The sequence below is a fragment of the Micromonospora sp. LOL_021 genome, assembly GCF_048060215.1.
Lineage (GTDB): Bacteria > Actinomycetota > Actinomycetes > Mycobacteriales > Micromonosporaceae > Micromonospora_E.
In genome coordinates, this window is record NZ_JBHMIN010000041.1 from 1 (window position 1) to 23,341 (window position 23,341).

Sequence of the window (23,341 nt, forward strand, 5' to 3'; positions counted from 1 at the left end):
CGGAAACGATCTCCTGTGTCATCGGGCTGCACTTCTACAGGATCGCCTGTGAATAGACCTCCTTTATCACAATGCCGAATGGTTCCGGGACGATCCGCGACTGCGTGAGAGGGCTACGTCGGAGACGCTCCTGTACTGGACTCAACTCGACACGGAAGTGGCCAGCAGTCGGGCACAGCGCGCGTGGCGCAACCTTCACGTCGGCTCGCTGCCGGGAAATTACGGGGAGGTGACTTCCCACGCCGCTACCAGCAGGACCTGGCAAGACGCCTGGCGGACGTGGGTTTTAGCCGCTAACACGAAATGATCCGATGCGACAAGGGTGCCGTTGGCTATAATCCGCCTGGAGGGCAATCGTGCAAATTGCCACCGCAAACCAATGCTTCCTCGGCCGTCCTCGCGCTAAAGGAACACGAGAACGTCGACTGGGAAGCGGTATGGCGCTGATGTGGTCAAGGGAGTCCTTCGTGTGATGGGCAATGTTGACTGTTGCGCGAAGGGCGGCATCAAGGGCAGCGCAGAAACGGGCGCTAACGGTGGCCAAGTCGGTGACGTCGGCTTTGGTCAGCGTAGGTCGGGGCTGGGCGTTGCCGGCGATCTGAGCGGCGGTGCGGAAGCCGAGCATCGCAACAGCAGCCCGGTGCGGTGACGGGTGCGTAGCTGGTGGCGATTCGAGCGAGGGTGGCTGGTGAGTCACAATGACCGCACCGGCGTGGGGCCGTTGAGCTACAGGTAGAGGCCGGTGGAGTCTTCCTCGACCCGCTGGGCGGCCACCGCGTGCACGTCGCGTTCGCGGAGCAGGACGTAGCCGCGACCGTGCAGCTCGACCTCGGAGCGGTCCTCGGGGTCGAACAGCACCCGGTCACCGGTGACGATCGAGCGTACGTTCGGTCCGACCCCGACCGTGGTCGCCCAGGACAGTCGCCGGCCCACCGACGCGGTGGCCGGGATCACGATGCCGGCGGTGGAGCGGCGCTCACCCTCGCCGCCTTCGAGTTTGACCAGCACCCGGTCATGCAGCAGGCGGATCGGCAAACCGTTGTCGTGTGGTGGGTCGGCGGTCACGACCGAACCGTACCGCGTGGGTGTGCCGGCCGGTCGCGGGTGGGTCGGCGGGATGGTTGCCCGATGCCCGTACGGGGCACTTCGGGGAGAGTTCAGGGAGGCAGCGGCAGCAACGACGCACATGTGCCCGTTACCGTGTACGGACCGACACTTGACTCCGGGGGTTTCGCTTGAGCCGGCTGCAACAAATGAGAGGGCGGCTACGCCAGGCGTACGAGGCCGGGCGGGAGTCGGTGCGGGCCGCCCGGGAGCGGGAACGGTCCCGCCGGGCCGCCGCGGCCGGTGCCGCCGACGAGCTGACCGGCGCGGGTGCAGACCCGGGCGCGGAGACCCCGCCGCCGGGCGACGGGCACCTGTCGACCACGAGCCGCGACGACGCGGACGTGCCGCACGCGCTACGGATCGCCGCCGCCTGGTCGTGGCGGCTGATCGTGATCGGCATCGTCGGATGGGCGTTGCTGCGGGTCATCGGCAACGTCCGGATCGTCATCATCCCGGTGCTGGTGGCGTTGCTGCTCGCCGCGCTGCTCGCCCCGGCGGTCGGCTGGCTGCTGCGGGCTCACGTGCCCCGTACCCTGGCCACGGCGGTGGTGCTGATCACCGGGCTGGCCGGGGTGGTCGGCACGCTGACCCTGGTGGTCAACGAGTTCATCACCGGCCTGCCCGACCTGAGCGAGAAGGCGGCCAGCGGCATCGGGGAAATCCAGCAGTGGCTGCGGACCGGGCCGCTCAAGCTCGACGACGGCCAGCTCGACGAGTACGTCGAGGCCGGGCAGAACTGGATCACCGAGAACACCCAGACGTTGACCAGCGGCGCGGTCTCCACCGCCGGTACGGTCGTGGAGCTGTTCACCGGTGCGCTGCTGGTGCTGTTCTCGACGTTCTTCTTCCTCCGGGACGGGCAGCGGATCTGGCGGTTCATCGTCGGCATGTTCCCGGTCGCGGCGCGCTGGCGGGTCGACGACGCCGGTAGCGCGGCCTGGACGACCCTGGTCGCCTATGTCCGGGCGACCGTGCTGGTGGCGTTCATCGATGCCGTGGGCATCGGGATCTTCCTGGTGCTGTTCGACATCCCGTTCGCGTTCGCGCTGGCCGCGCTGGTGTTCCTGGGGGCGTTCATCCCGATCGTCGGCGCGACCCTGTCCGGCGCGGTGGCCATCCTGGTGGCCTTGGTGGACAGCGGCTGGGTCACCGCGTTGATCATCCTGGGTGCGGTGATCGCGGTTCAGCAGCTGGAGGGCAACGTCCTGCAGCCGTTGATCATGGGGCGGGCGGTTGCGATCCACCCGCTGGCCGTGGTGCTTGCGGTGACCTCCGGTGTGGTGCTGGCCGGCATCGTCGGCGCGCTGGTCGCCGTACCGCTGATCGCGGTGCTGAACACGGCGGTACGCCGGCTGGCCCGCCGCCGGCACGTCCCGCCACCGCCGACGCCGGCTTCCGTGGTGGTCGGCACCAGCCCGCCGTGACCCGACCGCAGCCGACCGGCGGCCGAACCGCCCGACTCGCGGCGGGTCAGCTGGCGGCCAGCCGGCGCAGCGCGCCCTGCACCACCTCCGGCCGGGTGGTGTACCAGAACGGCGGCAACGAGCGGCGCAGGAACGCGCCGTAGCCACGGGCCGTCTCCAACCGGGAGTCCAGCACCGCCACGACACCCCGGTCACCGGTCGACCGGATCAGCCGACCGGCGCCCTGCGCCAGGCGTACCGCCGCGATCGGCACGCTGACCGCCGCGAACCCGGAGCCGCCGGCGGCGTCCACGGCGGCGGCGCGGGCGGCGGCCAGCGGCTCGTCCGGCCGGGGGAACGGCAGCCGGTCGATCACCACCAGCTGGCAGGCGTCGCCGGGCACGTCCACCCCCTGCCACAGCGACATCACACCGAACAGGCAACTCGCCCGGTCCTCCCGGAACCGGCGGACCAGCAGCGGCAACGCCTGCTCGCCCTGCACGTGCACGGTCAGCCCGGTCCGCGCCCGGACCAGCTCCGCCGCCTGCTGCGCGGCCCGCCGGGACGAAAACAATCCGAGGGTACGGCCACCGAGTGTGCCGATCAGCGACAGCAGCTCCTCGCCGGCCTGGGCGGGCAGCCCGGAGACGGTCGGCCGGGGCAGGTGCGCGGCGACGTACAGGATTCCCTGCTTGGGGTAGTCGAACGGGGAACCGACGTCGAGTGACCGCCAGCTGAGATCGTCGGCCGTGACCGCCTCGGTCTGCTCGGTGGCCGGGGCGGCGGTCTCCAGACCCAACGACCGGGCCACCGTGTCGAACCGGCCGCCCAGGGTCAGGGTGGCGGAGGTGGCCACCACGGTCCGCTCCTCGTAGAGGTGGCTGGACAGGGTGCCGGCCACCGACAGCGGTGCCACCACCAGCGCCCGGCGGTTGGCGGCCGGGCCGTCCGGCTTCTCCACCCAGGCGACGTCGTGTTCGGCCTCGTCGAGCAGCCGTTGGGCGGTGGTGGAGAGCTCGTCGAGCACCGACTTGGCCTGCTGTTTGCGCACCGGGTCCGGGTCGTCGGCCTTGATGTCGCCGATCTTGTCCAGCGCGGCCCGGGTCGCCGACTCCAGCAGGGTGCACGCCTCGTGCAGTGCTGGCGGCAGACCGCTGGTCAGCCGCCCGGCCGGCGACTCGCCCAGCCCGACGGCGAGGGCGTCACCGGCCTCGGTGAGCTGCTCGGCGGTCTCCGGCGGCAGCAGCGGCCGGGCCCGCCGGGCGGCCCGGTCGATCACGTCCGGGGTGAGCTCGGCCTGGGCGGCCGAGGAGACCCGGTCGGCCAGCTCGTGGGCCTCGTCGACGATCAGCAGTTTGTGCGGCGGCACGATGTGCCGGCCGGCGAGCATGTCGACGGCGAGCAGGCTGTGGTTGGTGACCACCACGTCGGCCTCGCGGGCCCGGAACCGGGACGCCTCGGCGAAGCACTCCTCGCCGTACGGGCAGCGGGCCGCCCCGACGCACTCCCGGGCCGGCATCGACACCTGCCGCCACACCTGGTCGTCGACGCCGGGGTCCAGCTCGTCGCGGTCGCCGGTGTCGGTCTCCATCGCCCAGTCGCGTAACCGTTGCACCTGCTTGCCGAGCCGGCCGGCGGCACCCAGCCAACGGGTGCCACCACCGTTGCTGCCGCCGCTGTCGGCGTTGTCGCCGGCGGCGTCGAACAGGTCCGTCGGCTCCTCCTCGGCCGAGTCCTCCAGCCGGGCCAGGCACAGGTAGTGGTGCCGGCCCTTGAGGACGGCGAAGGTGGGCCGGCGGCGCAGGATCGGCTCGACCGCGTCGGCGAGCCGGGGCAGGTCGTGCTCGACCAGCTGGGACTGCAGCGCCAGGGTGGCGGTGGAGACCACCACCGGACCGTCGACGGTCAGCGCGGGCGCCAGGTAGGCCAGCGACTTGCCGGTGCCGGTGCCGGCCTGCACGAGCAGGTGGTGCCGGCTGCGGATGGCGTCGGCGATCGCCGACGCCATCTCCTGCTGGCCGGGCCGGGCCGAGCCGCCGGGGACCGCGCCGACCGCGGCGGCGAGCAACTGGGCGGCGCTGGGCCGTCCGGTGCCGGACCGGCCGGCCGGGCGCGGCGGGGCCGCCGGAGCGGACGCGGTGCTGGTGGTCGTCGCAGGGGTCACCCGGTGACAGTACCGATCACCAGCGTCGTCCTCGGCGGTCATCCACAGCGTGCCGTCGGGTCCGTCGCCGGTACCCGGGCGTCACCTGCACGTTGCCTTCCGGCGGCCGGCCATCGGTTAAGGTGCGACACATGTCGAGCGATGTCGTACGGGTGGTCTATCGCAAGTACGACGGTTCGGCCCACCGCGACTATCCGGCACGCCGGTTGACTGAGGACGAGGTCGGCGTGTGGCTCGGCGTGCCCCGGGGCACCGAGTCGATCTACCACGGTCGCCCGTCGGTGGAGCAGATCCCGTTCGTCCTGCTGGTGCCGCGTGAGCAGTGGTGGACCTGCATGTTCAACCCGCCACCGCGCACCAGCGAGGTCTACTGCGACATCGCCAGCCCGGCCCGCTGGGAGGACGAGTCCACCGTACACCTCATAGATCTTGATCTTGATGTGGTGCGGCGCCGGGCGACCGGTCTGGTGGAACTGCGCGACGAGGACGAGTTCGCCGAGCACCGGGTGCGATACGGCTACCCGGAGGACGTGGTGGAGTCGGCCTGGGCCGCCGCCCGCTGGTTGCAGGACGCGCTCGGCGACGGCACCGAGCCGTTCGCCTCGGCCTACCGGAAGTGGCTGGCGCTGGTCTGCTGACCGGACCGGCTGGGCGGTCGGCGGTCGGCTGGGCGATGATCGGCTGATGACTGCTGACCTGTACGAGCCACCTGTCCGGGAACTGCTTCGGGTCGGCGCCGGCCGGCCGCTCGACCTGTCCGCGATCGACCCGAGGTCGACGCCAGGGCTGCCGGCGTTGTCGGTGACCGGGCCGGACCGCAAGTCGTGGGCCCGCGCCGAGGTCCGCCGCATCGGCGACGAGTTGGCCGAGCAGCAGGAGATGCTGCACGCCCAGGCGGTTGCCGGCGACGCGGCCGGTCGGCGGGTGCTGCTGGTGCTGCAGGCGATGGACTGCGGCGGCAAGGGCGGCGCGGTGAAGCGGGTGGCCGGCGCGATGAACCCGCTCGGCCTGCAGATCCGGGCGTTAGGGCCACCTACCGAGGAGGAGTTGGGGCACCACTTCCTGTGGCGGATCCGCCAGGCGTTGCCGGCCGCCGGCCAGGTCGGGGTGTTCGATCGGTCACACTACGAGGACGTGTTGGTGGTACGGGTCGAGTCGCTGGTGCCGGAGGAGACCTGGCGGGCCCGGTACGACGAGATCAACGAATTCGAGGCCGGGCTGGTCGACGAGGGTTTCGTGCTGATCAAGGTGTTCCTGCACATCTCGTACGCGGAGCAGCGGGAGCGGCTGTTGTCCCGGTTGACCGATCCGACCAAGCACTGGAAGTACCACCCGGGGGACGTGGACGCGCGCAGCAAGTGGCCGGACTACCAGGCCGCGTACACGGAGGCGTTGAGCCGGTGCGCCACGGACGCCGCGCCCTGGTTCGTGGTGCCGGCCGACCGCAAGTGGTACCGGGACTGGGCGCTGGCGCACCTGCTCCGGGAGCACTTCGCGGATCTGGACCTGAGCTACCCGCCAGCTCGGTTCGACCTGCGCAAGGAGCACGCCCGGCTGCTCGCCGGGGACGGACCGAGAGTGAACGGCGGATGAACAGAGCCTGACTCGTAGGTGTACAGGGGTGGGCCGCGAGCAGACGCGATTCGCTGTTCCCTAGCATTCCCTGCAGAGCGCGCGGGCGTTTCCCGTGGCCAGCCCCTGTTCCCCATCGTCTGCGACGAGGTCTGCGCTGTGAAGTTCTCCTTCCGCCCGGTCGAGGGCGCCTTCTATGAACTGTTCACCAAGGCCGCGCAGAACCTCATGCGGGGCACCGAGCTGCTCAACGAACTCGCCCTGCCCGGGGTCGACGTCCAGTCGGTCAGCGAGCGGCTCACCGAGGTCGAGCACGACAGCGACCAGATCACCCACGACCTCTACAAGAAGATCAACTCGGCGTTCATCACCCCGTTCGACCGGGAGGACATCTACCGGCTGGGCAGCCAGCTCGACGACGTGATGGACCACCTGGAGGCGGTCGGCAACCTGCTCTACCTCTACGGGCTGACCCAGCTGCCGTCGCTGCCCCGGGAGATGCACGAGCTGATCGCGGTGCTCGACCAGCAGGCCCGGGTGACCGCAGACGCGATGCCCCGGCTGCGGGCGATGAAGAACCTCGACGACTACTGGATCGAGTGCAACCGGCTGGAGAACGAGGGCGACCGGTCGTACCGGATGCTGCTGGTCCGGCTCTTCTCCGGCGAGTACGACGCGCTCACCGTGCTGAAGATGAAGGAGGTCGCCGACGAGCTGGAGGCCGCCTGCGACGCCTTCGAGCACGTGGCCAACACCGTCGAGACCATCGCGGTCAAGGAGTCCTGAGCCGGGTGAGCGCCGAACTCATCGCCGTCCTCGCGGTGATCACCGTTGCCATGGTCTTCGACTACACCAACGGGTTCCACGACGCGGCAAACGCCATCGCCACCAGCATCTCCACCCGGGCACTCACCCCACGGGTCGCCCTGATCATGGCCGCGGTCGGTAACTTCATCGGCGCCCACTTTGGTGCCGAGGTGGCCAAGACCGTCGGTAGCGGCCTGGTCGAGTTGCCGGCTGGCGTCTCCAGCCTCGGCATCGTCTTCGCCGGTGTGGTCGGCGCGATCACCTGGAACCTGATCACCTGGTACTTCGGGCTGCCGTCGTCGTCGTCCCACGCGCTGATCGGCGGCCTGGTCGGCGCCACCATCGCCGCCTCCGGCACGGTGCTGTGGGGCGGCATCGCCAGCGACGTGGTGGCGCCGATGGTGCTCTCCCCGCTGGTCGGCTTCGCCCTCGGCTTCCTGGTCATGCTCGCCGTGCAGTGGATCTTCCGCAACGGCCAGCCGGGCAAGCTCAACCGGGGCTTCCGGATCGCCCAGTCCATCTCGGCGGCGGCGATGTCGGTCGGGCACGGCATGCAGGACGCCGCGAAGACCATCGGCATCGTGGTGCTTGCCCTGTTCGTCGGCGGCTTCCAGTCGGACGCCGAGACCATCCCGGAATGGGTCTTCTGGACCTCGGCGACCGTGCTGGCGCTGGGCACCTACGCCGGTGGCTGGCGGATCATCCGTACCCTCGGTCGCAAGATCATCGACCTGCGGCCGCCGGAGGGGTTCGCCGCCGAGACCGTCGCCAGCTCGGTGCTCTACTTCAACGCACTGGTACTCGGCGCGCCGATCTCCACCACGCACACCATCACCTCGGCGATCATGGGCGTCGGAGTGACCAAGCGGCTGTCGGCCGTACGGTGGAACGTCGCCGGCAACATCGTCGGTGCCTGGATCCTGACCTTCCCAGCGGCCGGCGGCATCGGCGCGGTGATGTACTTCGTCGTCCGCCCGCTGTTCAGCTGACCCGCGTCGCTGGGACCAGGTCGGCGAGCAGTGCCTCGACCCGGCGGCGGATCTCGTCCCGGATCGGCCGGACCGCCTCGACGCCCTTGCCGGCCGGGTCGGTCAACTGCCAGTCCTCGTACCGCTTGCCGGGAAAGACCGGGCAGGCGTCACCGCAGCCCATCGTGACGATCACGTCCGAGGACTCGGCCGTGGACCACTCCAGCCGCTTCGGGATCTGGTCGGTGATGTCGATGCCGACCTCGCGCATCGCCTCGACCGCCGCCGGGTTGACCGACTCGGCCGGCGCGGAGCCGGCCGAGCGGACCTCGACCGCGTCGCCGCCGAGGTGACGCAGCCAGCCGGCGGCCATCTGGGACCGGCCCGCGTTGTGTACGCAGACGAACAGCACACTGGGCTTGCTCACGGTGTCTCCTTCGAGGGGTGTGGATCGGCAGATCAGCGTCGGGCGGTCGCCAGGTCGTCGGCCTCGTCGGTCGCCGATCCGCCCGGCTGGGCAGGACCTGCCGGCTGGGCCGGCTCGGCCGGCACCACGACCTGGTCGGCGGCGCGTCCCACCCCCGGGTAGAGCGCCAGCAGCAGGGCGACTCCGACGGCGAGCCCGACGACCTGGGCGACCAGGAACGCCGGGATCGAGGCAGGCTGGATGCCGGCGAAGGTGTCGGTGAAGCCCCGGCCGATCGTCACCGCCGGGTTGGCGAACGACGTCGATGAGGTGAACCAGTAGGCGGCACCGATGTAGGCACCGACCGCGGCCGGTGCCGCGCCGGCCCGGCCCGACCTGGCCAGCGCGAAGACCAGCAGGACCAGACCGGCGGTGGCGACCACCTCGCCGAGCCACAGGTTGCCCGCCGACCGCTCCTTGGCCGACCAGGTCACCGCCGGCAGGGCGAACATCAGGTTGGCCAGGATCGCTCCGGCGACGCCGCCGGTCACCTGCGCGGCGACGTAGCCGGTCAGATCCGGCAGGGTCAGACCGGTGCGGCTGCGTCGCCCGAGGAACCAGTCGGCGGCCGAGACGACCGGGTTGAAGTGCCCGCCGGAGACCGGGCCGAAGATGAGGATCAGCGCGCCGAGCGCGAAGGCGGTGGCGATCGAATTCTGCAGCAGTTGCAGCCCGACGTCGTCCGGCGACAACGTCTGAGCCATCACCCCGGAACCGACCACCGAGGTGACCAGCAGGGCGGTGCCGGCGAACTCGGCCAGCAGCCGTCGCCAGAGTGCGATCGGGTTCACGCGTTCTCCACTTTCTGTAGGTCGTCCAGCAGCCGGCGGACCCGGCGCTCGATCTCGTCGCGAATCGGCCGTACGCCGTCGACGTCCTGCCCCGCCGGGTCGTCCAGCTCCCAGTTCTCGTACCGGGTGCCGGGAAAGACCGGGCAGGCGTCACCGCAGCCCATGGTGACCACCACGTCGGCGGCGCGGACCACCTCGTCGGTCCACGGCTTGGGGTACTCGCCGGAGATGTCGATACCGCGTTCGGCCATCGCCGCGATCGCCGCCCGGTTGACCTCGTGGCCCGGCTCGCTGCCGCCGGACCAGGCGACCACCGTGTCACCGGCCAGGTGGGTGAGGAATCCGAGCGCCATCTGACTGCGGCCGGCGTTGTGGGTGCAGAGGAAGAGCACCACCGGGCGGCCGTCGGAGTGCAGGCCCTCGACCCGGGCCAGGGCCTGCAGCCGTTGCCGGGCGAACCGCTCGGCGAGCAGCGGCAGATAGTTGGGGATGGTGCTGCCGGTGGCGAACTGGTCGTAGCTGGATGCCAGGAACCGTTCGATCGTCTCGGTGTTGTAGGTGCCGTCGAACTCCCGGGCCAGCCGGGTCGCTGCGGTACGCAGCGCCACCTGCTGGTCGATGGACAGGTCGGGGCGGACGGCGTCGGTGACGTCAGACATGGTGGGCTCCGGTGGACGTGGGGGCGGTGGCCCGGCTGGTGATGGCGGGGGCCAGCCGGTGGACCCGGCCGGCGAGGTCGGCGTACGCGGCTTCGAAGGCGGCGTCGGTGTCCACCCGAACCGGGTCCGGCACCGACCAGTGCAGGTCGGGCGCACCGGCCCCGGTTAGCTCCTCGTGGGCGTTGTCGCAGACTGCGACGACCAGGTCGCCGTCGCTGACGACGGCCGACACGTGCGCGGTGCGGGCCGGGTCGAGGTCGAGCTCGAGCCGGCGGGCCAGCGCCACCGCCCGGGGGTGCACCCTGGTCGCCGGCCGGGTGCCGGCTGAGGCGGCCGGGGTCGGGCCGGTGCGCTGCCAGAGCGCTGCGGCGAGCTGGGAACGGGCCGAGTTGTGGGTGCAGACGAAGACCACCCGGTCGACGCCGGCCAGCGGCGGTGGTGCCAGCCCGGCGAGGACGTCCGGCACCAGTTGCAGGTAGCTGCGGCGGCGGTCGCCCTCGGACCGGGCGCGGCGCAGCAGGCCCGCTTCCTGCAGGACCTTGACGTGGTGGGCGACCAGGTTGCTCGGCAGCCCGAGCCGCCGGCCAAGCTCGCCGGGGGCGGCGTCGCCGAGGTGCAGCAGGTCGACCATGGCCAGCCGGGCCGGGTCGCCGAGCGCCGCGTGCACTCGGGCGCGCTGTTCCAGCTGCCCGGCGGGCAGCTGGGCGCGCCGCTCCAGCGGACGGGCGGGCGGCGGCCGGTCGTCGGCACGGTGACTTACCTCAGCGTTCATTGACTCAATGATTGCTGAGGTAAGTCACCGGAGTCAAGCAAACTCCCGGCCTGGATCAGCCGTAGCTGACGCCGATCTGGCCGCGGATCGTGTCCAGCAGCTCCATGATCTCGAGGGACACCGCGTGCGGCACCAGCGGACTCTCCCGCAGACCGGCGGCCAGGCAGCGGTGTACCTCGGCCGCCTCGTACTGGTAGCCGTTGCCGGCCGGCTCGACCACCCGCACCACCTCGGGGTCGCCGGTGCCCCGGCGGAGAGTGAACTCGCTCGGGCAGATGAACGGGTCGGGCAGCGCGATCCGGCCGGTGCTGCCGGTGATCGTCGCGGTCACCGGGGTGGCCCCGACGATACCGCAGGTCAACGCGGCCACCGCGCCCGACTCGTAGCCCAGCAGCACGCCGGTGTTCTGGTCCACGCCCTCCGGGGTGAGTTTCGCCCAGGAGTGCACCGAGTCCGGCCGGCCGAGCACCAGATGCGCCAGGCTCACCGGATAGATGCCCAGGTCGAGCAGGGCGCCGCCGCCGAGCGCGCGGTCGCGCATCCGGCTCTCCGGCGCGAACGGCCCGGCCAGGCCGAAGTCGGCGTGCACCGAGACGACCTCACCGATCGCGCCGTCGTCGATCAGCTCGCACACCCGGCGTACGGTCGGGTTGCACCGCATCCACATGGCCTCCATCAGGAACACGTCTCGGGCCCGGGCGGTCTCCACCAGCTCGGTGCTGCTGGCCAGGTCGAGGGTGAACGGCTTCTCACACAGCACCGCCCGGCCGGCGGCCAGGCAGGTCATGGTCGCGGCGTGGTGCGCCGAGTGCGGCGTCGCCACGTAGACGATGTCGACGTCACCGTCTGCGGCGAGCTCGTCCCATGTTCCGTACGCCCGGGGGATGCCGTAGCGGTCGGCGAACGCCTGCGCGCTGGCCGCCGAGCGGGAGCCGACCGCCAGCACCTCGGCGTCGGGCAGCAGTTGCAGGTCTTCGACGAAGCGGGCGGCGATGCCGCCGGTGGCGAGGATTCCCCAACGAGTCATGCGAGGCACGCTAGCCAGCGAGTCCGTGCGCGGCGACGGCGGGGCGTGCTGGCCGGTCTGCCGGGCGACGACCTACGCTCGGCGCGTGCCCACCGACGACGACGTCACGGCTTTCGCCGCGCCACCCGATCCGATGCTGTTCGCCGTACCCGAGGCGATGGTCGAGCAGGCCAGCCGGTTCTACGCGGCCGGCCGGGAACCGGTGCGACCACGGGTCGCCGCGACCGTGCTGCTGCTGCGCCCGACGACGGACCCGGGCCCGACGACGGACCCGGGGTCGACGGGGGAGCCCGGCGGCACCGGGTTCGAGGTCTACCTGATCCGGCGGGTGGCGGCCGTCGCCTTCGGCGGGGTGTACGCGTTCCCCGGCGGTGGGGTGGATCCCTCCGACGCCGCCGGCGAGCTGGACTGGGCCGGGCCGGACCCGGAGCACTGGGCGGCGCGGCTGGGGTGTCCACCGGACCAGGCGCGGGCAGTGGTCTGCGCCGCCGCCCGGGAGGTGTTCGAAGAGTCCGGGGTGCTGCTGGCCGGTCCGGACGAGACCACTGTGGTCGACGCGGTGGACGGTCCGGAGTGGGAGGTCGACCGGCAGGCGTTGCTCGCCCGGACGCTGAGCTTCGCGGAGTTGCTGCGCCGTCGGCGGCTGACCCTGCGGTCGGACCTGCTCGCCGCGTGGAGCCGGTGGATCACTCCGGACTTCGAGCCGCGCCGGTTCGACGCCCACTTCTTCGTGGCCCGGCTGCCGGTCGGGCAGGCGACCCGGGACGTGTCCGGTGAGGCGGATCAGACGCTGTGGGTCCGGCCGAGGCTGGCCCTGAACCGGGCGGAGAGCGGCGACTGGCAGCTGCTGCCACCCACCCGGGTGACGCTCGGCGAGGTCGCCGGCTGCGCCGACCCGGGTGCCGTCTTCGCGGCCGCCGCTGGCCGGGATCCGGCCGTACCGGTGACCCCTCAGCTGCACGTGGATCCGGACGGGACGGTCAGCTTCGCGGTTGTCAAGCCCTGAACCGGATAGATGATCTTGCGTTACCAAGCGGTGATACTTTGGCGCGCACAAACGCGACAGGGTGCCGGGCGGTCCTCGCCCGCGACCGCTACCGGACGGGACAGATGGCTCCACGACCAGGGACCTCAGCCGCGCGAGGTGCGCCGACGGACACCGACGACCTCGTGCATCTTGCCGTGCCCGCCGAGTACGTCTCGCACATCGCCCGGCTGATCGAGGAGCTCGACCAACGGCCCAGACCGATCCCGAAGCCAGCCCGCCGGGCCCGGTCCACGGCCCGCGCCGCCAAGGAGTGGCCGGTCGAGGAGCTGCGCCGGTTCGCCCAGGGCCGGTCCCGGACGCACCAGACCGTGTTCGCGATCCTCGACCTGCTCGCCGAGCACCCCGGCGAGACCATGTCGGTCGGCGACCTCGCGGCGCGGCTCGGCAGCCCGGTCGACAAGGTGATCGGCGCGCTCGGCGGGCTGACCCGGATCGTCAAGGCGTACCACGACTATCCGAAGTGGGGGCTGCCGTTGCAGCGGATGGCCCGGACCGGTTCCGGCCGCTCCGGTGCGGTCGGCTACCAGCTTCCGGCCGAGCAGGCCCGCCGGTGGCGGCTGGTGCGGCGCGATCGGCCCGAAAGCTGATCACCGACGTAGGCGGCGAAACCCGTCGGCCGAGGTGCGACGTCGGTCACAGTCGAGCGTCGGTTCAGCTCGGACGGCGACCATACAACCCCCGTTCACCTTCTGTTCACCATGCTCCGGTCGGCAGTTTAGCCACGGCTCGTACCGTCCTCGGCGTTCGAGACGGTGAACTCGCCCCCCGCGACCCCTGGGCGGCGACTCGCCACCCGACCTCAGAGAGGCAACGCACCGTGAATCGTAAGTCCCTCCGGCTGGCCGCACTGCCGGCCGCCGTCATGCTTACCCTCGGCGTGGCCGCGTGCGGCGACGACGGCTCGGAGCCTGACAACGGCTCCGGAACCTCGGTCAGCGGCGACCTCGCTGGCGCCGGCGCCTCTTCGCAGGGTGCCGCGATGGAGGCGTGGATCGCCGGATTCACCTCCGTCGCCCCGGACGCGACCGTCACCTACGACCCGATCGGCTCCGGCGGCGGCCGCGAGCAGTTCACCAGCGGCGGTTCCGACTTCGCCGGCTCTGACGCGTACCTCGACGAGGAAGAGGTCGCGGCGGCCCTGGAGACCTGCGGCGAGCAGGGCTTCATCGAGTTCCCCGGTTACATCAGCCCGATCGCCGTGGCGTACAACCTGCCGGGCGTGGAGACGCTGAACCTGTCGCCGTCGGCGATCGCCCAGATCTTCGACAACAAGATCACCAACTGGAACGACCCGGCGCTCGCCGAGCTCAACCCGGACGCCGCACTGCCCGACCTGGCGATCACCGCCGTGCACCGCTCGGACGAGTCCGGCACCACCGAGAACTTCGTCGACTACCTGGCCAAGGCCGCCCCGGCCGACTGGCCGTACGAGGTCTCCGGCGACTGGCCGACCACCGGTGGCGAGGCCGCCGCGCAGACCCAGGGTGTCGCTGCCGCGCTGCGCGGCGGTGAGGGCACCATCGGCTACATCGACGCCTCCCAGGCCACCGACCTCGGCGTCGCCGCGGTCCAGGTCGGCGAGGAGTTCGTCGAGTACTCGGCCGAGGCGGCCGCCGCCGTCGTCGACGCCGCCGAGACCGTCGCCGGTCGCCCCGAGTTCAGCTTCGCCATCGACCTGCCCCGGGACACCACCGAGGCCGGCGTCTACCCGATCGTGCTGGTCTCCTACCAGCTGGCCTGCGTCAACTACGACAGCCAGGAGAAGGTCGACCTGGTCAAGGCGTTCTTCAACCACGTGATCAGCGAGGAGGGCCAGCAGGCCGCCGCCGAGAACGCCGGCTCCGCGCCGATCTCCGCGACGCTGCGCAGCCAGGCACAGCAGGCCATCGACGCGATCACCGTCGCCGGCTGAGTCCAGCACCACGTCCAGCCCTGCGACCCAGGTCCGGACGGTCACCCGGTGGCCGTCCGGACCTGCGGCGTATCCCCGCACCGCCCGTCACGACACGGCCTGAGGAGGCGTAATCCGTGACAAAGCCCGCCACCGCGCAGAGCGGTACCCCATCGAGTGATCCGCCGCCCGGCGGCGACTCGCCGCGCGGCACGTCGACGGGCGAGCCGCCGAACGCCGAGACCCGTCGTCGGGGCCGGTCCGGCAAACGGATCGGTGACCAGATTTTCTCCGGCACCGCCGTCGGCGCCGGCGTGCTCATCCTGGTCACCCTCGCCGCGGTCGCGGCCTTCCTGCTCTACGAGGGACTCCCCGCCCTGGTCGCCGACCCGGAGGACCTGCCCGGCGGTGAAGGCTTCATCGCGTACGTCACCCCGCTGCTGTTCGGCACGGTCCTCGCCGCGGTGATCGCGCTGGTGTTCGCCACCCCACTCGCGATCGGCATCGCGCTGTTCATCTCGCACTACGCGCCGCGCCGGATCGCCGCCGGTCTGGGCTACCTGGTCGACCTGCTGGCTGCCGTACCCAGCGTCGTGTACGGACTGTGGGGCATCTTCTTCCTCGCCCCGAACATCGTTCCGGTCTACCGCTGGCTGGAGGAGTACCTGGGCTTCATCCCGTTCTTCGCCGGCCCCGCCTCGGCCACCGGCCGGACCATGCTGACCGCCGGTCTGGTGCTCGCGGTGATGATCCTGCCGATCATGACCGCGGTCAACCGGGAGGTCTTCCTGCAGACGCCCCGGCTGCAGGAGGAAGCCTCCCTGGCGCTCGGCGCCACCCGCTGGGAGATGATCCGGATGACCGTGCTGCCGTTCGGCCGCTCCGGAATCATCAGCGGCAGCATGCTCGGGCTGGGCCGGGCGCTCGGCGAGACCCTCGCGGTCGCGATGGTGCTCTCCGCCTCCGACGTGATCACCATCAACCTGATCGACTCGGTCAACAGCAGCACCATCGCCGCCAACATCGCGTTGGACTTCCCCGAGTCCAGCGGGCTGGCGGTGAACGCGCTGATCGCCACCGGCCTGGTGCTGTTCGCGCTGACCTTCGTCGTCAACTTCGCCGCCCGGGCCGTCGTCGCCCGTCGGCGCGACTTCTCGGGAGCGAACGCATGACCACCATCACCCCGCCCCGGGCACCCGTCACCAGCCCGCTGACCAGCGGCGTACTGCCGAAGTGGGCACCATGGGCGGTGGTCAGCGGCAGCCTGTCGGTCGGCCTGGTCGGCGGCCTCAGCCTCGGGCTTGCCATCCCGCTCTCGCTGGCCATCGGCGTACTGCTCGTGATGGTGGCCCTGCCGGCTGTCTCCTGGCAGGTCGAAGGCGGTCGTCGGGCCAAGGACCGGTTCGTCACCGTGCTGGTCAGCCTCGCCTTCACCCTCGCGATGCTGCCGTTGCTGTCGTTGATGATCACCGTCACGCAGAACGGCATCCACCGGTTCGACGGGACCTTCCTCAGCAGCGACATGCGGGGCGTGCTGGGTGAGGGCGGCGGGGCGCTGCACGCCATCGTCGGCACCCTGATGATCACTGGCGCGGCCACCCTCATCTCGGTGCCGGTCGGCGTGATGTGCGCCGTCTACCTGGTCGAGTACGGCAAAGGCCGGCTGGCCCGGTGGGTCACCCTGCTGGTCGACGTGATGACCGGTATCCCGTCCATCGTGGCAGGTCTGTTCGCGTTCGCCTTCTTCGCGATCTTCTTCGGCCCGAGCATCCGGTTCGGCCTCGGCGGTGCCGTCGCCCTGTCGGTGCTGATGGTGCCGGTGGTGGTCCGTTCGGTCGAGGAGATGCTCAAGCTGGTGCCGAACGAGCTGCGCGAGGCGTCGTACGCGCTCGGCGTGCCGAAGTGGCGCACCGTGCTGCGGGTGGTGCTACGGACCGCCGCTCCGGGCATCGCCACCGGCGTGACCATCGCCATCGCCCGGGTGATCGGCGAAACCGCCCCGCTGCTGATCATCACCGGCAGCACCACGGCAACCAACTGGAACCTGTTCGACGGCCGGATGTCCTCGCTGCCGATCTTCACCTACTACTCGTACAGCATCCCCGGTGCCCGGCCGGAGTTCGGTGTGGAACGCGCGTGGGCGGCGGCGCTCACCCTGTTCGTCATCGTCATGGGCCTCAACCTGGTGGCCCGGCTGATCTCCCGCTTCTTCTCCCTGCCGACCAGCCGCTGACCGCGGAAAGGACCCCTCAAGTGGCCAAGCGCATCGAAGTCTCCGACCTCGACATCTTCTACGGCAACTTCAAGGCCGTGGAGCAGGTCGACATGACCATCGAGCCGCGTTCCGTGACGGCGCTGATCGGCCCGTCCGGCTGCGGCAAGTCGACCTTCCTCCGCTCGTTGAACCGGATGCACGAGGTGGTGCCCGGCGGCCGGGTGACCGGCAAGGTCGCGATGGACGGCGACGACCTGTACGGCGTCGGCGTCGACCCGGTCGCGGTACGGCGGCAGGTCGGCATGGTGTTCCAGCGTCCCAACCCGTTCCCGACGATGTCGATCTACGACAACGTGGCGGCCGGGGTGAAGCTCAACGGCGGTCGGATGCGCAAGGCCGACCTCGACGAACTGGTCGAGCAGACGCTGCGCGGCGCCAACCTGTGGGAGGAGGTCAAGGACCGGCTGGGCCGGCCCGGCTCCAGCCTCTCCGGTGGGCAGCAGCAGCGGCTGTGCATCGCCCGGGCGATCGCAGTCAAGCCGGCGGTGCTGCTGATGGACGAGCCGTGCTCCGCGCTGGACCCGATCTCCACTCTCGCCATCGAGGACCTGATGCACCAGCTGAAGGCCGAGTTCACCATCGTCATCGTCACGCACAACATGCAGCAGGCGGCCCGGGTCAGCGACCGCACCGGCTTCTTCAACATCGCCGGCACCGGGCAGCCCGGCAAGCTGATCGAGATGGACGACACGCAGCGGATCTTCAGCAACCCGAAGGTCAAGGCGACCGAGGACTACATCACCGGCCGGTTCGGCTGACCCGCGCGGGCATCAACCGGTCGGCCGAGGCCGGCCGGTCAGCGCCGGCGGTAGGTCACGTCGGCCGACCAGCGCAGGAAGCCGAGCCGGGTGTAGAGCCGTACCGCGGCGGTGTTCGACTCGTCGACGTAGAGCATCGCCCGGTGCAGCCCGGTAGCGGCCAGGTGCCGTAGTCCGGCCAGGGTCAGCGCGCGGCCGAGACCGCCGCCGTGCGCGTCCGGGTCGACACCGAGTACGTAGACCTCGCCGACCGCCGGCCCGGTGTGCACCTTGGTCCAGTGGAAGCCGAGCAGCCGGCCGGCCGGATCCTCGGCGAGCAGGAAACCGGCCGGGTCGAACCACGGCTGCGCGATCCGGGCGTGCAGCTGCGGCAACCCCCAGCGGCCCTGCTCGGGATGGTCGGCGAACGCCTTCGCGTTGAGCGCCACCCAGGCGGCGTCGTCCTGACCCGGCACAAACGATCGCATCCGTACCCCGGTCGGCAGGGCCGGCTCGGGCAACGGGTCGGCCAGCTTGCGGCGTAGCTGCAGCAGCACCCGGTCTCTGCCGAAGTCGTGGTCGAGGGCGAGGGCAGCGGCCGACGGGTGGTCGCCGTGCGCCCAGACACGCAGCGGGGCGGCGGGCTCGACGGCGTCGAGCAGCCCGGCCAGCAGCCGACGACCGTACCCGCGTCGCCGGTACGCTGGATGGACCACCAGTTCGGCGACCGGGCCGGCCGGATCGGTCGGGTCGAGGTGCGCGTACCCGATCATCTCGCCGGTCGGGTCGGTCAGCGTGAGGTGCCGGGCGGACGCCGCGTCCCGCAGGCCGATGACGACCTGCTCCGGCAGCGGGTCGGCGCCGTCGGTGTCGGCGGCGGCCGTAGCCAGCTTCAGCACCTGGTCGACCTGGGCAGGGTCGAGCCGGTCGGACGATTCGGCGGTCACGGTCGTCTGGGTCACCGGCTCAGCCACGTGCCCCACCGTATCTCCCGTCTGGTCCACCCGTCGCGGCGTGGCGGGTCGGGGTGCCGGCGGATCAGCGGGCCGGCGGGGTTGCGGGTCAGATTTGGCCGGTGCGCAGGTGTAGCCGGCGGCTGCGCTGGTCGGCCGGTTCGGCCATCGGCGGCAGCGCGTCGACCAGGAAGCGCTGCCGCAGGTTCGGCAGGATCGAGCGCAGCGCCAGCACCGTGCCGGTCCGGTTGCCGCCGGCGTCGTGCAGCAGCACGACCGACCCGGGTACGGCCTGCGCGGTCACCGTCGCGGTGATGCTGCCCGCACCGGGCTGGAAGTAGTCGGCCGGGTCGATGGTCCAGTGGATCGAGGTCATGCCCAGTTCCCGCGCCACCTCGACCACGGCGGGAGTCCAGAAGCCACCGGGTTGGCGATAGTAGGAGACGGGGTGGCCGGGGGCGGCGGCCCGGATCGCCTCGGAGGTGCGAATCAGATCGGCGCGGATCGCGGCGGTGGGGTAGCCGCCGAGGTCGAAGTCATGGCTCCACGAGTGGTTGCACAGGGTGTGCCCATCGGCTGCGATGGCCCGGACCAGCTCGGGATGAGCGACCACGTTCCGGCCGACCAGGCAGAAGGTCGCCTTCACCTCGAACTGGCGGAGCACGTCGAGGGTCTGCTGGGTGTGCACGGGGTGCGGGCCGTCGTCGAAGGTGAGGGCGACTGCGGCGCTGCCGCTGGTCCGCCGGGTGCCGTGCGGTCCGCTGCGGTCGGGGGCCAGTGGGGCGTACGCCGGCAGCCGGGCCGCCGGCTGCTCGGGGTCCGGCTGCTCGGGATCCAACTGGTCCGGGTCCGGTGCCCCGGCGGGTGACGACGGCGCCGCCGTGGACCGGGCCGGTGGCGGCACCAGGTCGGGGTCGGGTCCGCTGCGGGTCGGGGGGCCCGGTGCCGGTGCGGGCGTGGGGTCGGGGGCGGCCCGGTCGGCCGGCGCACTGCTGGAACCGAGGAGGTACGCGCTGGTCAGGACGGCTGTCACAGCTACTGCGGCGATGGTCAGCCCGCGTAGACCCGCCAGCACCGTCACTGCAGTCCTCCCGCCGTCGGTCGGTTGTCGGCCCGACGCTAGGAGACTGCAGTTGGCTGGTTAGGTGAAACGGTAGATAACCGATTTAAACGATCTATTCGGACGAAAAACTGAGGCGCCATCCGGGCAGATCCGGATGGCGCCTCAGTTGATGTTTCGGTGTTGCGCCACGGTAGGTGGCAAGATCCGCTAGACCGACAGCCGGTCCGGCTAAACCTGCCGTTAGACCGGCAGCGGTGCCGGCTCGGTGTCCGGCAGCGACGAGCGGCTCGGCGGCACCACGAACTTGTAGCCGACCTGGCGCACCGTGCCGATCATCGACTCGTACTCCGAGCCGAGCTTGGCCCGCAGCCGCCGCACGTGCACGTCGACCGTACGCGTGCCGCCGAAGTAGTCGTAGCCCCAGACCTCGCGCAGCAGCTGGTCGCGGGTGAAGACCCGCCCCGGGTGCTGGGCGAGGAACTTGAGCAGCTCGAACTCCTTGTAGGTCAGGTCGAGCGGACGGCCCTTGAGCTTCGCCGCGTAGGTGTCCGGGTCGATGGTCAGCTCGCCGGCCCGGATCAGCCCGCCCGCGCCGGACGTGGCGTTGGTCAGCCGACCTACCGCCAACCGCAGCCGCGCCTCCACCTCGGCCGGGCCGGCGCTGGCCAAAATGACGTCGTCGACGCCCCAGTCGGCGTTCAGCGCGATCAGGCCGGCCTCGGTGACCACCGCGACCAGCGGGACGCCCAGACCAGTGGCATGCAGCATCCGGCAGGTCGCACGGGCCTCGGACAGCTCCGACCGGGCGTCGACCAGGACCGCGTCCGGGCTCGGCCCGGAAACCAGGGTGCGGACGTCGCGGGGCGCGGTCCGCACCGAGTGGGGGAGCAGGTCGAGTGCGGGCAGTACGGCCGACGGCTCGCCCGCACGGGCCGTTACCAGCAGCAGGATTTCCACACATCACCTCCGTCCTCGCGGCCTGTCCCGGCCGCGCGTGGTGACCGCGGACGCCGGCCACGTGGCCGTCACCGCAGACAGTGGCGTCGAACCCCGGCTTCGCTGACGGGTGGTTAAGTCATGAGCTTAACCGATTAGGTGCCGGAAACAGCGGGGCGGTGAGCTGTTCATCTGTGCAGTCGGCCATAACGGCCCCGCGCCGTCGCCAGCGGGCCACCCGCCCCGTCTGGCACCATCAGGGCGTGCATCCCTCCACGCCATCCGAGACCGGTCGCGGACAGTGGCCTGACGGTAGCCGGGAGTCGCCGGCTGGGCCACCGCCCGGCGGGCGGCCCGGCGGCATGCGGGGCGGCCCCGGTCGCGCCGTCGTCCCGGGACCGCCGGCCCCCGGTCCACCGACGCCTGGCCGGGCGCCCGCTCCCGGCCGGCCACCCGCTCCCGGTCCGGGTCGGGCTGCCGCGCCGGTGCCTGGTCGGGCGCCCGCTCCCGGCCCGGCCCCGGGTCGGGCTCCAGCGCCTGCCCCGGGCCACCCGCCCGTTCCCGGTGGTGCGGCCGCTGCGGCCGGCGAGGCCACCGGTCCGTCGGGTGCGGCGGACAGCCGGCCGGCGGACCGGCCGGACCGCACCGGGGAGCAGGAAACCGTCAGCAGCCGGTCCACATCGGCGCCGGTGCCGGTCAGCCGGACCATCTCGCTCACCGTGGCCGGGTTCTCCGTGCTGCTGGCCCTGGGGCTGATCTTCGGTGCGCAGACCGCCGGTCCAGGGCTGGCCCGGACCCCGTTCACGATTGTCGTCTTCGGCGTACAACTGCTCTTCGTGATCTCCTGGACGTTGGCGATCCGGCCACCGGCGATGCCGGTCATCGGCGGGGTGAGCCTGCTCGCCGCTGCCGCCGCCGACATCGGAGCGTTGCTGCCGACCGTCGCGTCGCTGGCCCCGGTCGGGTACGCGGCGGCAGGTGGCTTCGTCATCGCGGTCCTCGCCCAACTGATCCGGCCGGCCGACCGCACCAGGGTCACCGAGTCACTCGGTGCCACGTTGCAGATCGTCGTCGGAGTGGTCGCCTTCGCCACCCTGATCGTGCTCAGCCGGCTGCAGCTCGGTGGCACCCAGACCATCGTGGTGGCACTGGCCGGCACCGGCATCGCCCTGATGACCGCCCGGCTCACCGACGCGGTGGTGGCCCGGCCGCGGCTCGCCCCGCAGGTGCCCCGAGGCGCCACCGGAGTGGTGCTCGGCGCCATGGTCGGCACGCTGGCCAGTGCGGTGCTCGGCATCTACGTGGTCGGCTTCACCCCGGTCACCGCGGCCCTGGTCGGTCTGGTCGCCGCCAGCGCGGCGGTCCTGGTCGACCTCGCCACCGGCTACGCCGAGGCCAGCCGGCAGATGGCCGGGGATCCGCCGACCATGTGGGTGGCCCGGCACATGCAGGGACCGCTCGGCGGGTTCGCCCTCGCCGCGCCGCTGTCCTACGCCCTCGGTGTGCTGATCTTCAACTGAGGCGGGGCGGTTCTTCACTGAGGTGCCGGGGCGGTCGGGGGGTGAGGTGCCCCGGTCGGTCTCGGTGAGGTGACCTGACCGGTCGGGCCGGTGCCGGGTGAGCCGTACTCAGGTTGGGTAGATACGGTCGGCGCATCCGTCCGCAGCCGAGGAGGCACCGTGTCGACCTATCCGGCGTACCAGGAGGAACCGGTCCGCCGGTCGCGTCCCCGGCGGCAACCGGGCCGACGAGCCCGCCGGTCGCTGGCCGTCGTCGCGGTGCTGCTGCTCGTCCTGGCACTCGTCCTGGTCGTCGCCGACCGGGTCGCCGTCGCGTACGCCGAACGCGCGGTCGCCGACCAGATCCGCCAGCAGGTGGCCGGGCAGAACATCGAATCCTCCGAGCCGGAGGTCTCGATCGGCGGCTTCCCGTTCCTCAGCCAGGTCGCGACCGGCCGCTACCAGTCGGTCTCGATCGTGCTGCGCGACGTGTCGGCGGCGGTCAACGGCAACAGCGTGCGGCTGCCCACCCTCGACGTCGACGCGCGGGGCGTACAGGCGCCGTTGGAGACGCTGCGCACCGGGCAGGGTGAGGTCACCGCGGAAACCGTGCAGGGCACCGCCACGGTCTCCTACGACAGCATCGTGCAGCTGATCGACCAGCCCGGCGTGGAGTTGTCCGAACAGGATGGACAGCTCGGCGTCACCGCCCCGGTGGACATCCTCGGTCAGCAGGTCACCCTGACCGGTACCGCGGACCTGGAGGTCGCCCCGGGCGAGGTGCTGCTGCGCTTCGAGGAACTCGCCGCCGAAGGGCTGCCCGGCGACGAGGCGGCCCGCGGGTTCGTCGAGGCCTACGCCCAGCAGCTGTCCATCGCGGTGCCGCTGCCCGCCCTGCCGTTCCAGCTCGACCTGCAGGAGGTCGCCGTGACGCCGGCCGGCCTCGCCGTCACCGCCACCGCCACCGACGTGCCGCTGAGCGCACTCGGTTGACCGGCGCGCTTGGCTGACCGGCGCTTGGCTGACCATCTCCGGCAGCGTGGCGCAGGTCTCAACGTTCGGATGTCCCATTGCGTGGTCGGATCGGTGACCGTCCGGAAACAGGCTGGTAAGCTTCGGCCCCATGGGGAAGTTCCTCACCAAGCGGCGCGCGGTCGACCTGTGCCGTGTGGCCACCTGCCTGTGTCGCCCGGTCCTCTGACG

Annotated in this window: 25 protein-coding genes; 15 read left to right on the top strand and 10 right to left on the bottom strand. The window is 71.5% G+C overall.

Annotated elements, in window-relative coordinates; all coding sequences use genetic code 11:
• Window positions 1-472: 472 nt before the first annotated feature.
• Entirely contained in the window at window positions 473-649 is a 177-nt protein-coding gene (locus ACFHWT_RS22845) for a hypothetical protein (protein ID WP_416596704.1), read from the top strand.
• Window positions 650-726: 77 nt separating this feature from the next.
• On the opposite strand, the gene ACFHWT_RS22850 is transcribed toward ACFHWT_RS22845, so the two are convergent.
• On the bottom strand, window positions 727-1,065 hold the full coding sequence (locus ACFHWT_RS22850) for a GroES family chaperonin (protein WP_123605868.1): 339 nt from the start codon (window positions 1,063-1,065) through the stop codon (window positions 727-729).
• Window positions 1,066-1,253: 188 nt separating this feature from the next.
• Here ACFHWT_RS22850 and ACFHWT_RS22855 point away from each other — a divergent pair, with 188 nt between their 5' ends.
• Window positions 1,254-2,531, top strand: coding sequence for an AI-2E family transporter (locus tag ACFHWT_RS22855; protein ID WP_416596705.1), 1,278 nt, complete (start codon window positions 1,254-1,256; stop codon window positions 2,529-2,531).
• Between the two features lie 46 nt (window positions 2,532-2,577).
• On the opposite strand, the gene ACFHWT_RS22860 is transcribed toward ACFHWT_RS22855, so the two are convergent.
• Window positions 2,578-4,716 carry an ATP-dependent DNA helicase gene (locus ACFHWT_RS22860; protein WP_416596706.1) on the bottom strand — a complete coding sequence of 713 codons (2,139 nt, stop codon included), beginning with the start codon at window positions 4,714-4,716 and terminating at the stop codon, window positions 2,578-2,580.
• Between the two features lie 89 nt (window positions 4,717-4,805).
• Here ACFHWT_RS22860 and ACFHWT_RS22865 point away from each other — a divergent pair, with 89 nt between their 5' ends.
• From ACFHWT_RS22865 to ACFHWT_RS22880, 4 genes are all read left to right on the top strand, one after another.
• Window positions 4,806-5,312 carry a DUF402 domain-containing protein gene (locus tag ACFHWT_RS22865; protein WP_281552984.1) on the top strand — a complete coding sequence of 169 codons (507 nt, stop codon included), beginning with the start codon at window positions 4,806-4,808 and terminating at the stop codon, window positions 5,310-5,312.
• A 46-nt stretch (window positions 5,313-5,358) separates the two neighbouring features.
• A complete protein-coding gene (locus ACFHWT_RS22870; protein ID WP_416596707.1) occupies window positions 5,359-6,267 on the top strand; it encodes a PPK2 family polyphosphate kinase in 909 nt (302 codons plus the stop codon).
• A gap of 138 nt (window positions 6,268-6,405) precedes the next feature.
• The gene (locus tag ACFHWT_RS22875) at window positions 6,406-7,032 is read left to right on the top strand and encodes a DUF47 domain-containing protein (RefSeq protein ID WP_416596708.1); all 627 of its coding nucleotides are present in this window, start codon (window positions 6,406-6,408) and stop codon (window positions 7,030-7,032) included.
• Between the two features lie 5 nt (window positions 7,033-7,037).
• On the top strand, window positions 7,038-8,042 hold the full coding sequence (locus tag ACFHWT_RS22880; RefSeq protein WP_416596709.1) for an anion permease: 1,005 nt from the start codon (window positions 7,038-7,040) through the stop codon (window positions 8,040-8,042).
• Here ACFHWT_RS22880 and ACFHWT_RS22885 read toward each other — a convergent pair.
• From ACFHWT_RS22885 to ACFHWT_RS22905, 5 genes are all read right to left on the bottom strand, one after another.
• Window positions 8,035-8,394, bottom strand: a complete 360-nt coding sequence (locus tag ACFHWT_RS22885) for an arsenate reductase ArsC (protein ID WP_416596749.1) — start codon at window positions 8,392-8,394, stop codon at window positions 8,035-8,037. The two genes, ACFHWT_RS22880 and ACFHWT_RS22885, sit on opposite strands and share 8 nt — an antisense overlap.
• 86 nt (window positions 8,395-8,480) lie before the next feature.
• Complete coding sequence (locus ACFHWT_RS22890) at window positions 8,481-9,278, bottom strand: aquaporin (protein WP_416596710.1); 798 nt, start codon at window positions 9,276-9,278, stop codon at window positions 8,481-8,483.
• A complete protein-coding gene (locus ACFHWT_RS22895; RefSeq protein WP_289212091.1) occupies window positions 9,275-9,937 on the bottom strand; it encodes an arsenate reductase ArsC in 663 nt (220 codons plus the stop codon). Before ACFHWT_RS22895 ends, ACFHWT_RS22890 begins: the two co-directional genes overlap by 4 nt.
• A complete protein-coding gene (locus tag ACFHWT_RS22900) occupies window positions 9,930-10,709 on the bottom strand; it encodes a MarR family transcriptional regulator (protein ID WP_416596711.1) in 780 nt (259 codons plus the stop codon). The genes ACFHWT_RS22895 and ACFHWT_RS22900 overlap by 8 nt, the downstream gene beginning before the upstream one ends.
• Window positions 10,710-10,764: 55 nt before the next feature.
• Window positions 10,765-11,736, bottom strand: coding sequence for a Gfo/Idh/MocA family protein (locus ACFHWT_RS22905; RefSeq protein ID WP_416596712.1), 972 nt, complete (start codon window positions 11,734-11,736; stop codon window positions 10,765-10,767).
• A 133-nt stretch (window positions 11,737-11,869) separates the two neighbouring features.
• On the opposite strand from ACFHWT_RS22905, the gene ACFHWT_RS22910 reads away from it, so the two are divergent.
• From ACFHWT_RS22910 to pstB, 6 genes are all read left to right on the top strand, one after another.
• A complete protein-coding gene (locus ACFHWT_RS22910; protein WP_416596750.1) occupies window positions 11,870-12,742 on the top strand; it encodes an NUDIX hydrolase in 873 nt (290 codons plus the stop codon).
• 164 nt (window positions 12,743-12,906) lie between these two features.
• Complete coding sequence (locus tag ACFHWT_RS22915; protein WP_416596713.1) at window positions 12,907-13,371, top strand: hypothetical protein; 465 nt, start codon at window positions 12,907-12,909, stop codon at window positions 13,369-13,371.
• Window positions 13,372-13,601: 230 nt separating this feature from the next.
• A complete protein-coding gene (pstS, locus tag ACFHWT_RS22920) occupies window positions 13,602-14,696 on the top strand; it encodes a phosphate ABC transporter substrate-binding protein PstS (RefSeq protein ID WP_416596715.1) in 1,095 nt (364 codons plus the stop codon).
• A gap of 116 nt (window positions 14,697-14,812) precedes the next feature.
• The gene (pstC, locus tag ACFHWT_RS22925) at window positions 14,813-15,847 is read left to right on the top strand and encodes a phosphate ABC transporter permease subunit PstC (protein ID WP_416596717.1); all 1,035 of its coding nucleotides are present in this window, start codon (window positions 14,813-14,815) and stop codon (window positions 15,845-15,847) included.
• A complete protein-coding gene (pstA, locus tag ACFHWT_RS22930) occupies window positions 15,844-16,908 on the top strand; it encodes a phosphate ABC transporter permease PstA (RefSeq protein WP_416596719.1) in 1,065 nt (354 codons plus the stop codon). Before pstC ends, pstA begins: the two co-directional genes overlap by 4 nt.
• Window positions 16,909-16,928: 20 nt before the next feature.
• Window positions 16,929-17,708, top strand: coding sequence for a phosphate ABC transporter ATP-binding protein PstB (pstB, locus tag ACFHWT_RS22935; RefSeq protein WP_416596720.1), 780 nt, complete (start codon window positions 16,929-16,931; stop codon window positions 17,706-17,708).
• A gap of 38 nt (window positions 17,709-17,746) precedes the next feature.
• Here the strand turns inward: pstB and mshD are convergent, their stop codons facing one another.
• From mshD to ACFHWT_RS22950, 3 genes are all read right to left on the bottom strand, one after another.
• Window positions 17,747-18,661, bottom strand: coding sequence for a mycothiol synthase (mshD, locus tag ACFHWT_RS22940; RefSeq protein WP_416596721.1), 915 nt, complete (start codon window positions 18,659-18,661; stop codon window positions 17,747-17,749).
• An 88-nt stretch (window positions 18,662-18,749) separates the two neighbouring features.
• Window positions 18,750-19,721, bottom strand: coding sequence for a polysaccharide deacetylase family protein (locus ACFHWT_RS22945; protein ID WP_416596722.1), 972 nt, complete (start codon window positions 19,719-19,721; stop codon window positions 18,750-18,752).
• Window positions 19,722-19,943: 222 nt separating this feature from the next.
• Window positions 19,944-20,660, bottom strand: coding sequence for a winged helix-turn-helix transcriptional regulator (locus tag ACFHWT_RS22950; protein WP_278171736.1), 717 nt, complete (start codon window positions 20,658-20,660; stop codon window positions 19,944-19,946).
• A gap of 464 nt (window positions 20,661-21,124) precedes the next feature.
• Between ACFHWT_RS22950 and ACFHWT_RS22955 the strand changes: the two genes are divergently transcribed.
• The 3 genes from ACFHWT_RS22955 to ACFHWT_RS22965 all read left to right on the top strand — a co-directional run bounded on the left by ACFHWT_RS22955 (window position 21,125) and on the right by ACFHWT_RS22965 (window position 23,339).
• Window positions 21,125-22,159 (top strand): hypothetical protein, encoded by a 1,035-nt coding sequence (locus tag ACFHWT_RS22955; protein WP_416596723.1) that lies wholly within the window; start codon window positions 21,125-21,127, stop codon window positions 22,157-22,159.
• Window positions 22,160-22,318: 159 nt separating this feature from the next.
• Window positions 22,319-23,131, top strand: a complete 813-nt coding sequence (locus ACFHWT_RS22960) for a DUF2993 domain-containing protein (protein WP_416596724.1) — start codon at window positions 22,319-22,321, stop codon at window positions 23,129-23,131.
• A gap of 112 nt (window positions 23,132-23,243) precedes the next feature.
• Window positions 23,244-23,339 carry an Ms5788A family Cys-rich leader peptide gene (locus ACFHWT_RS22965; protein ID WP_416552081.1) on the top strand — a complete coding sequence of 32 codons (96 nt, stop codon included), beginning with the start codon at window positions 23,244-23,246 and terminating at the stop codon, window positions 23,337-23,339.
• The last annotated feature ends 2 nt before the right edge of the window (window positions 23,340-23,341 follow it).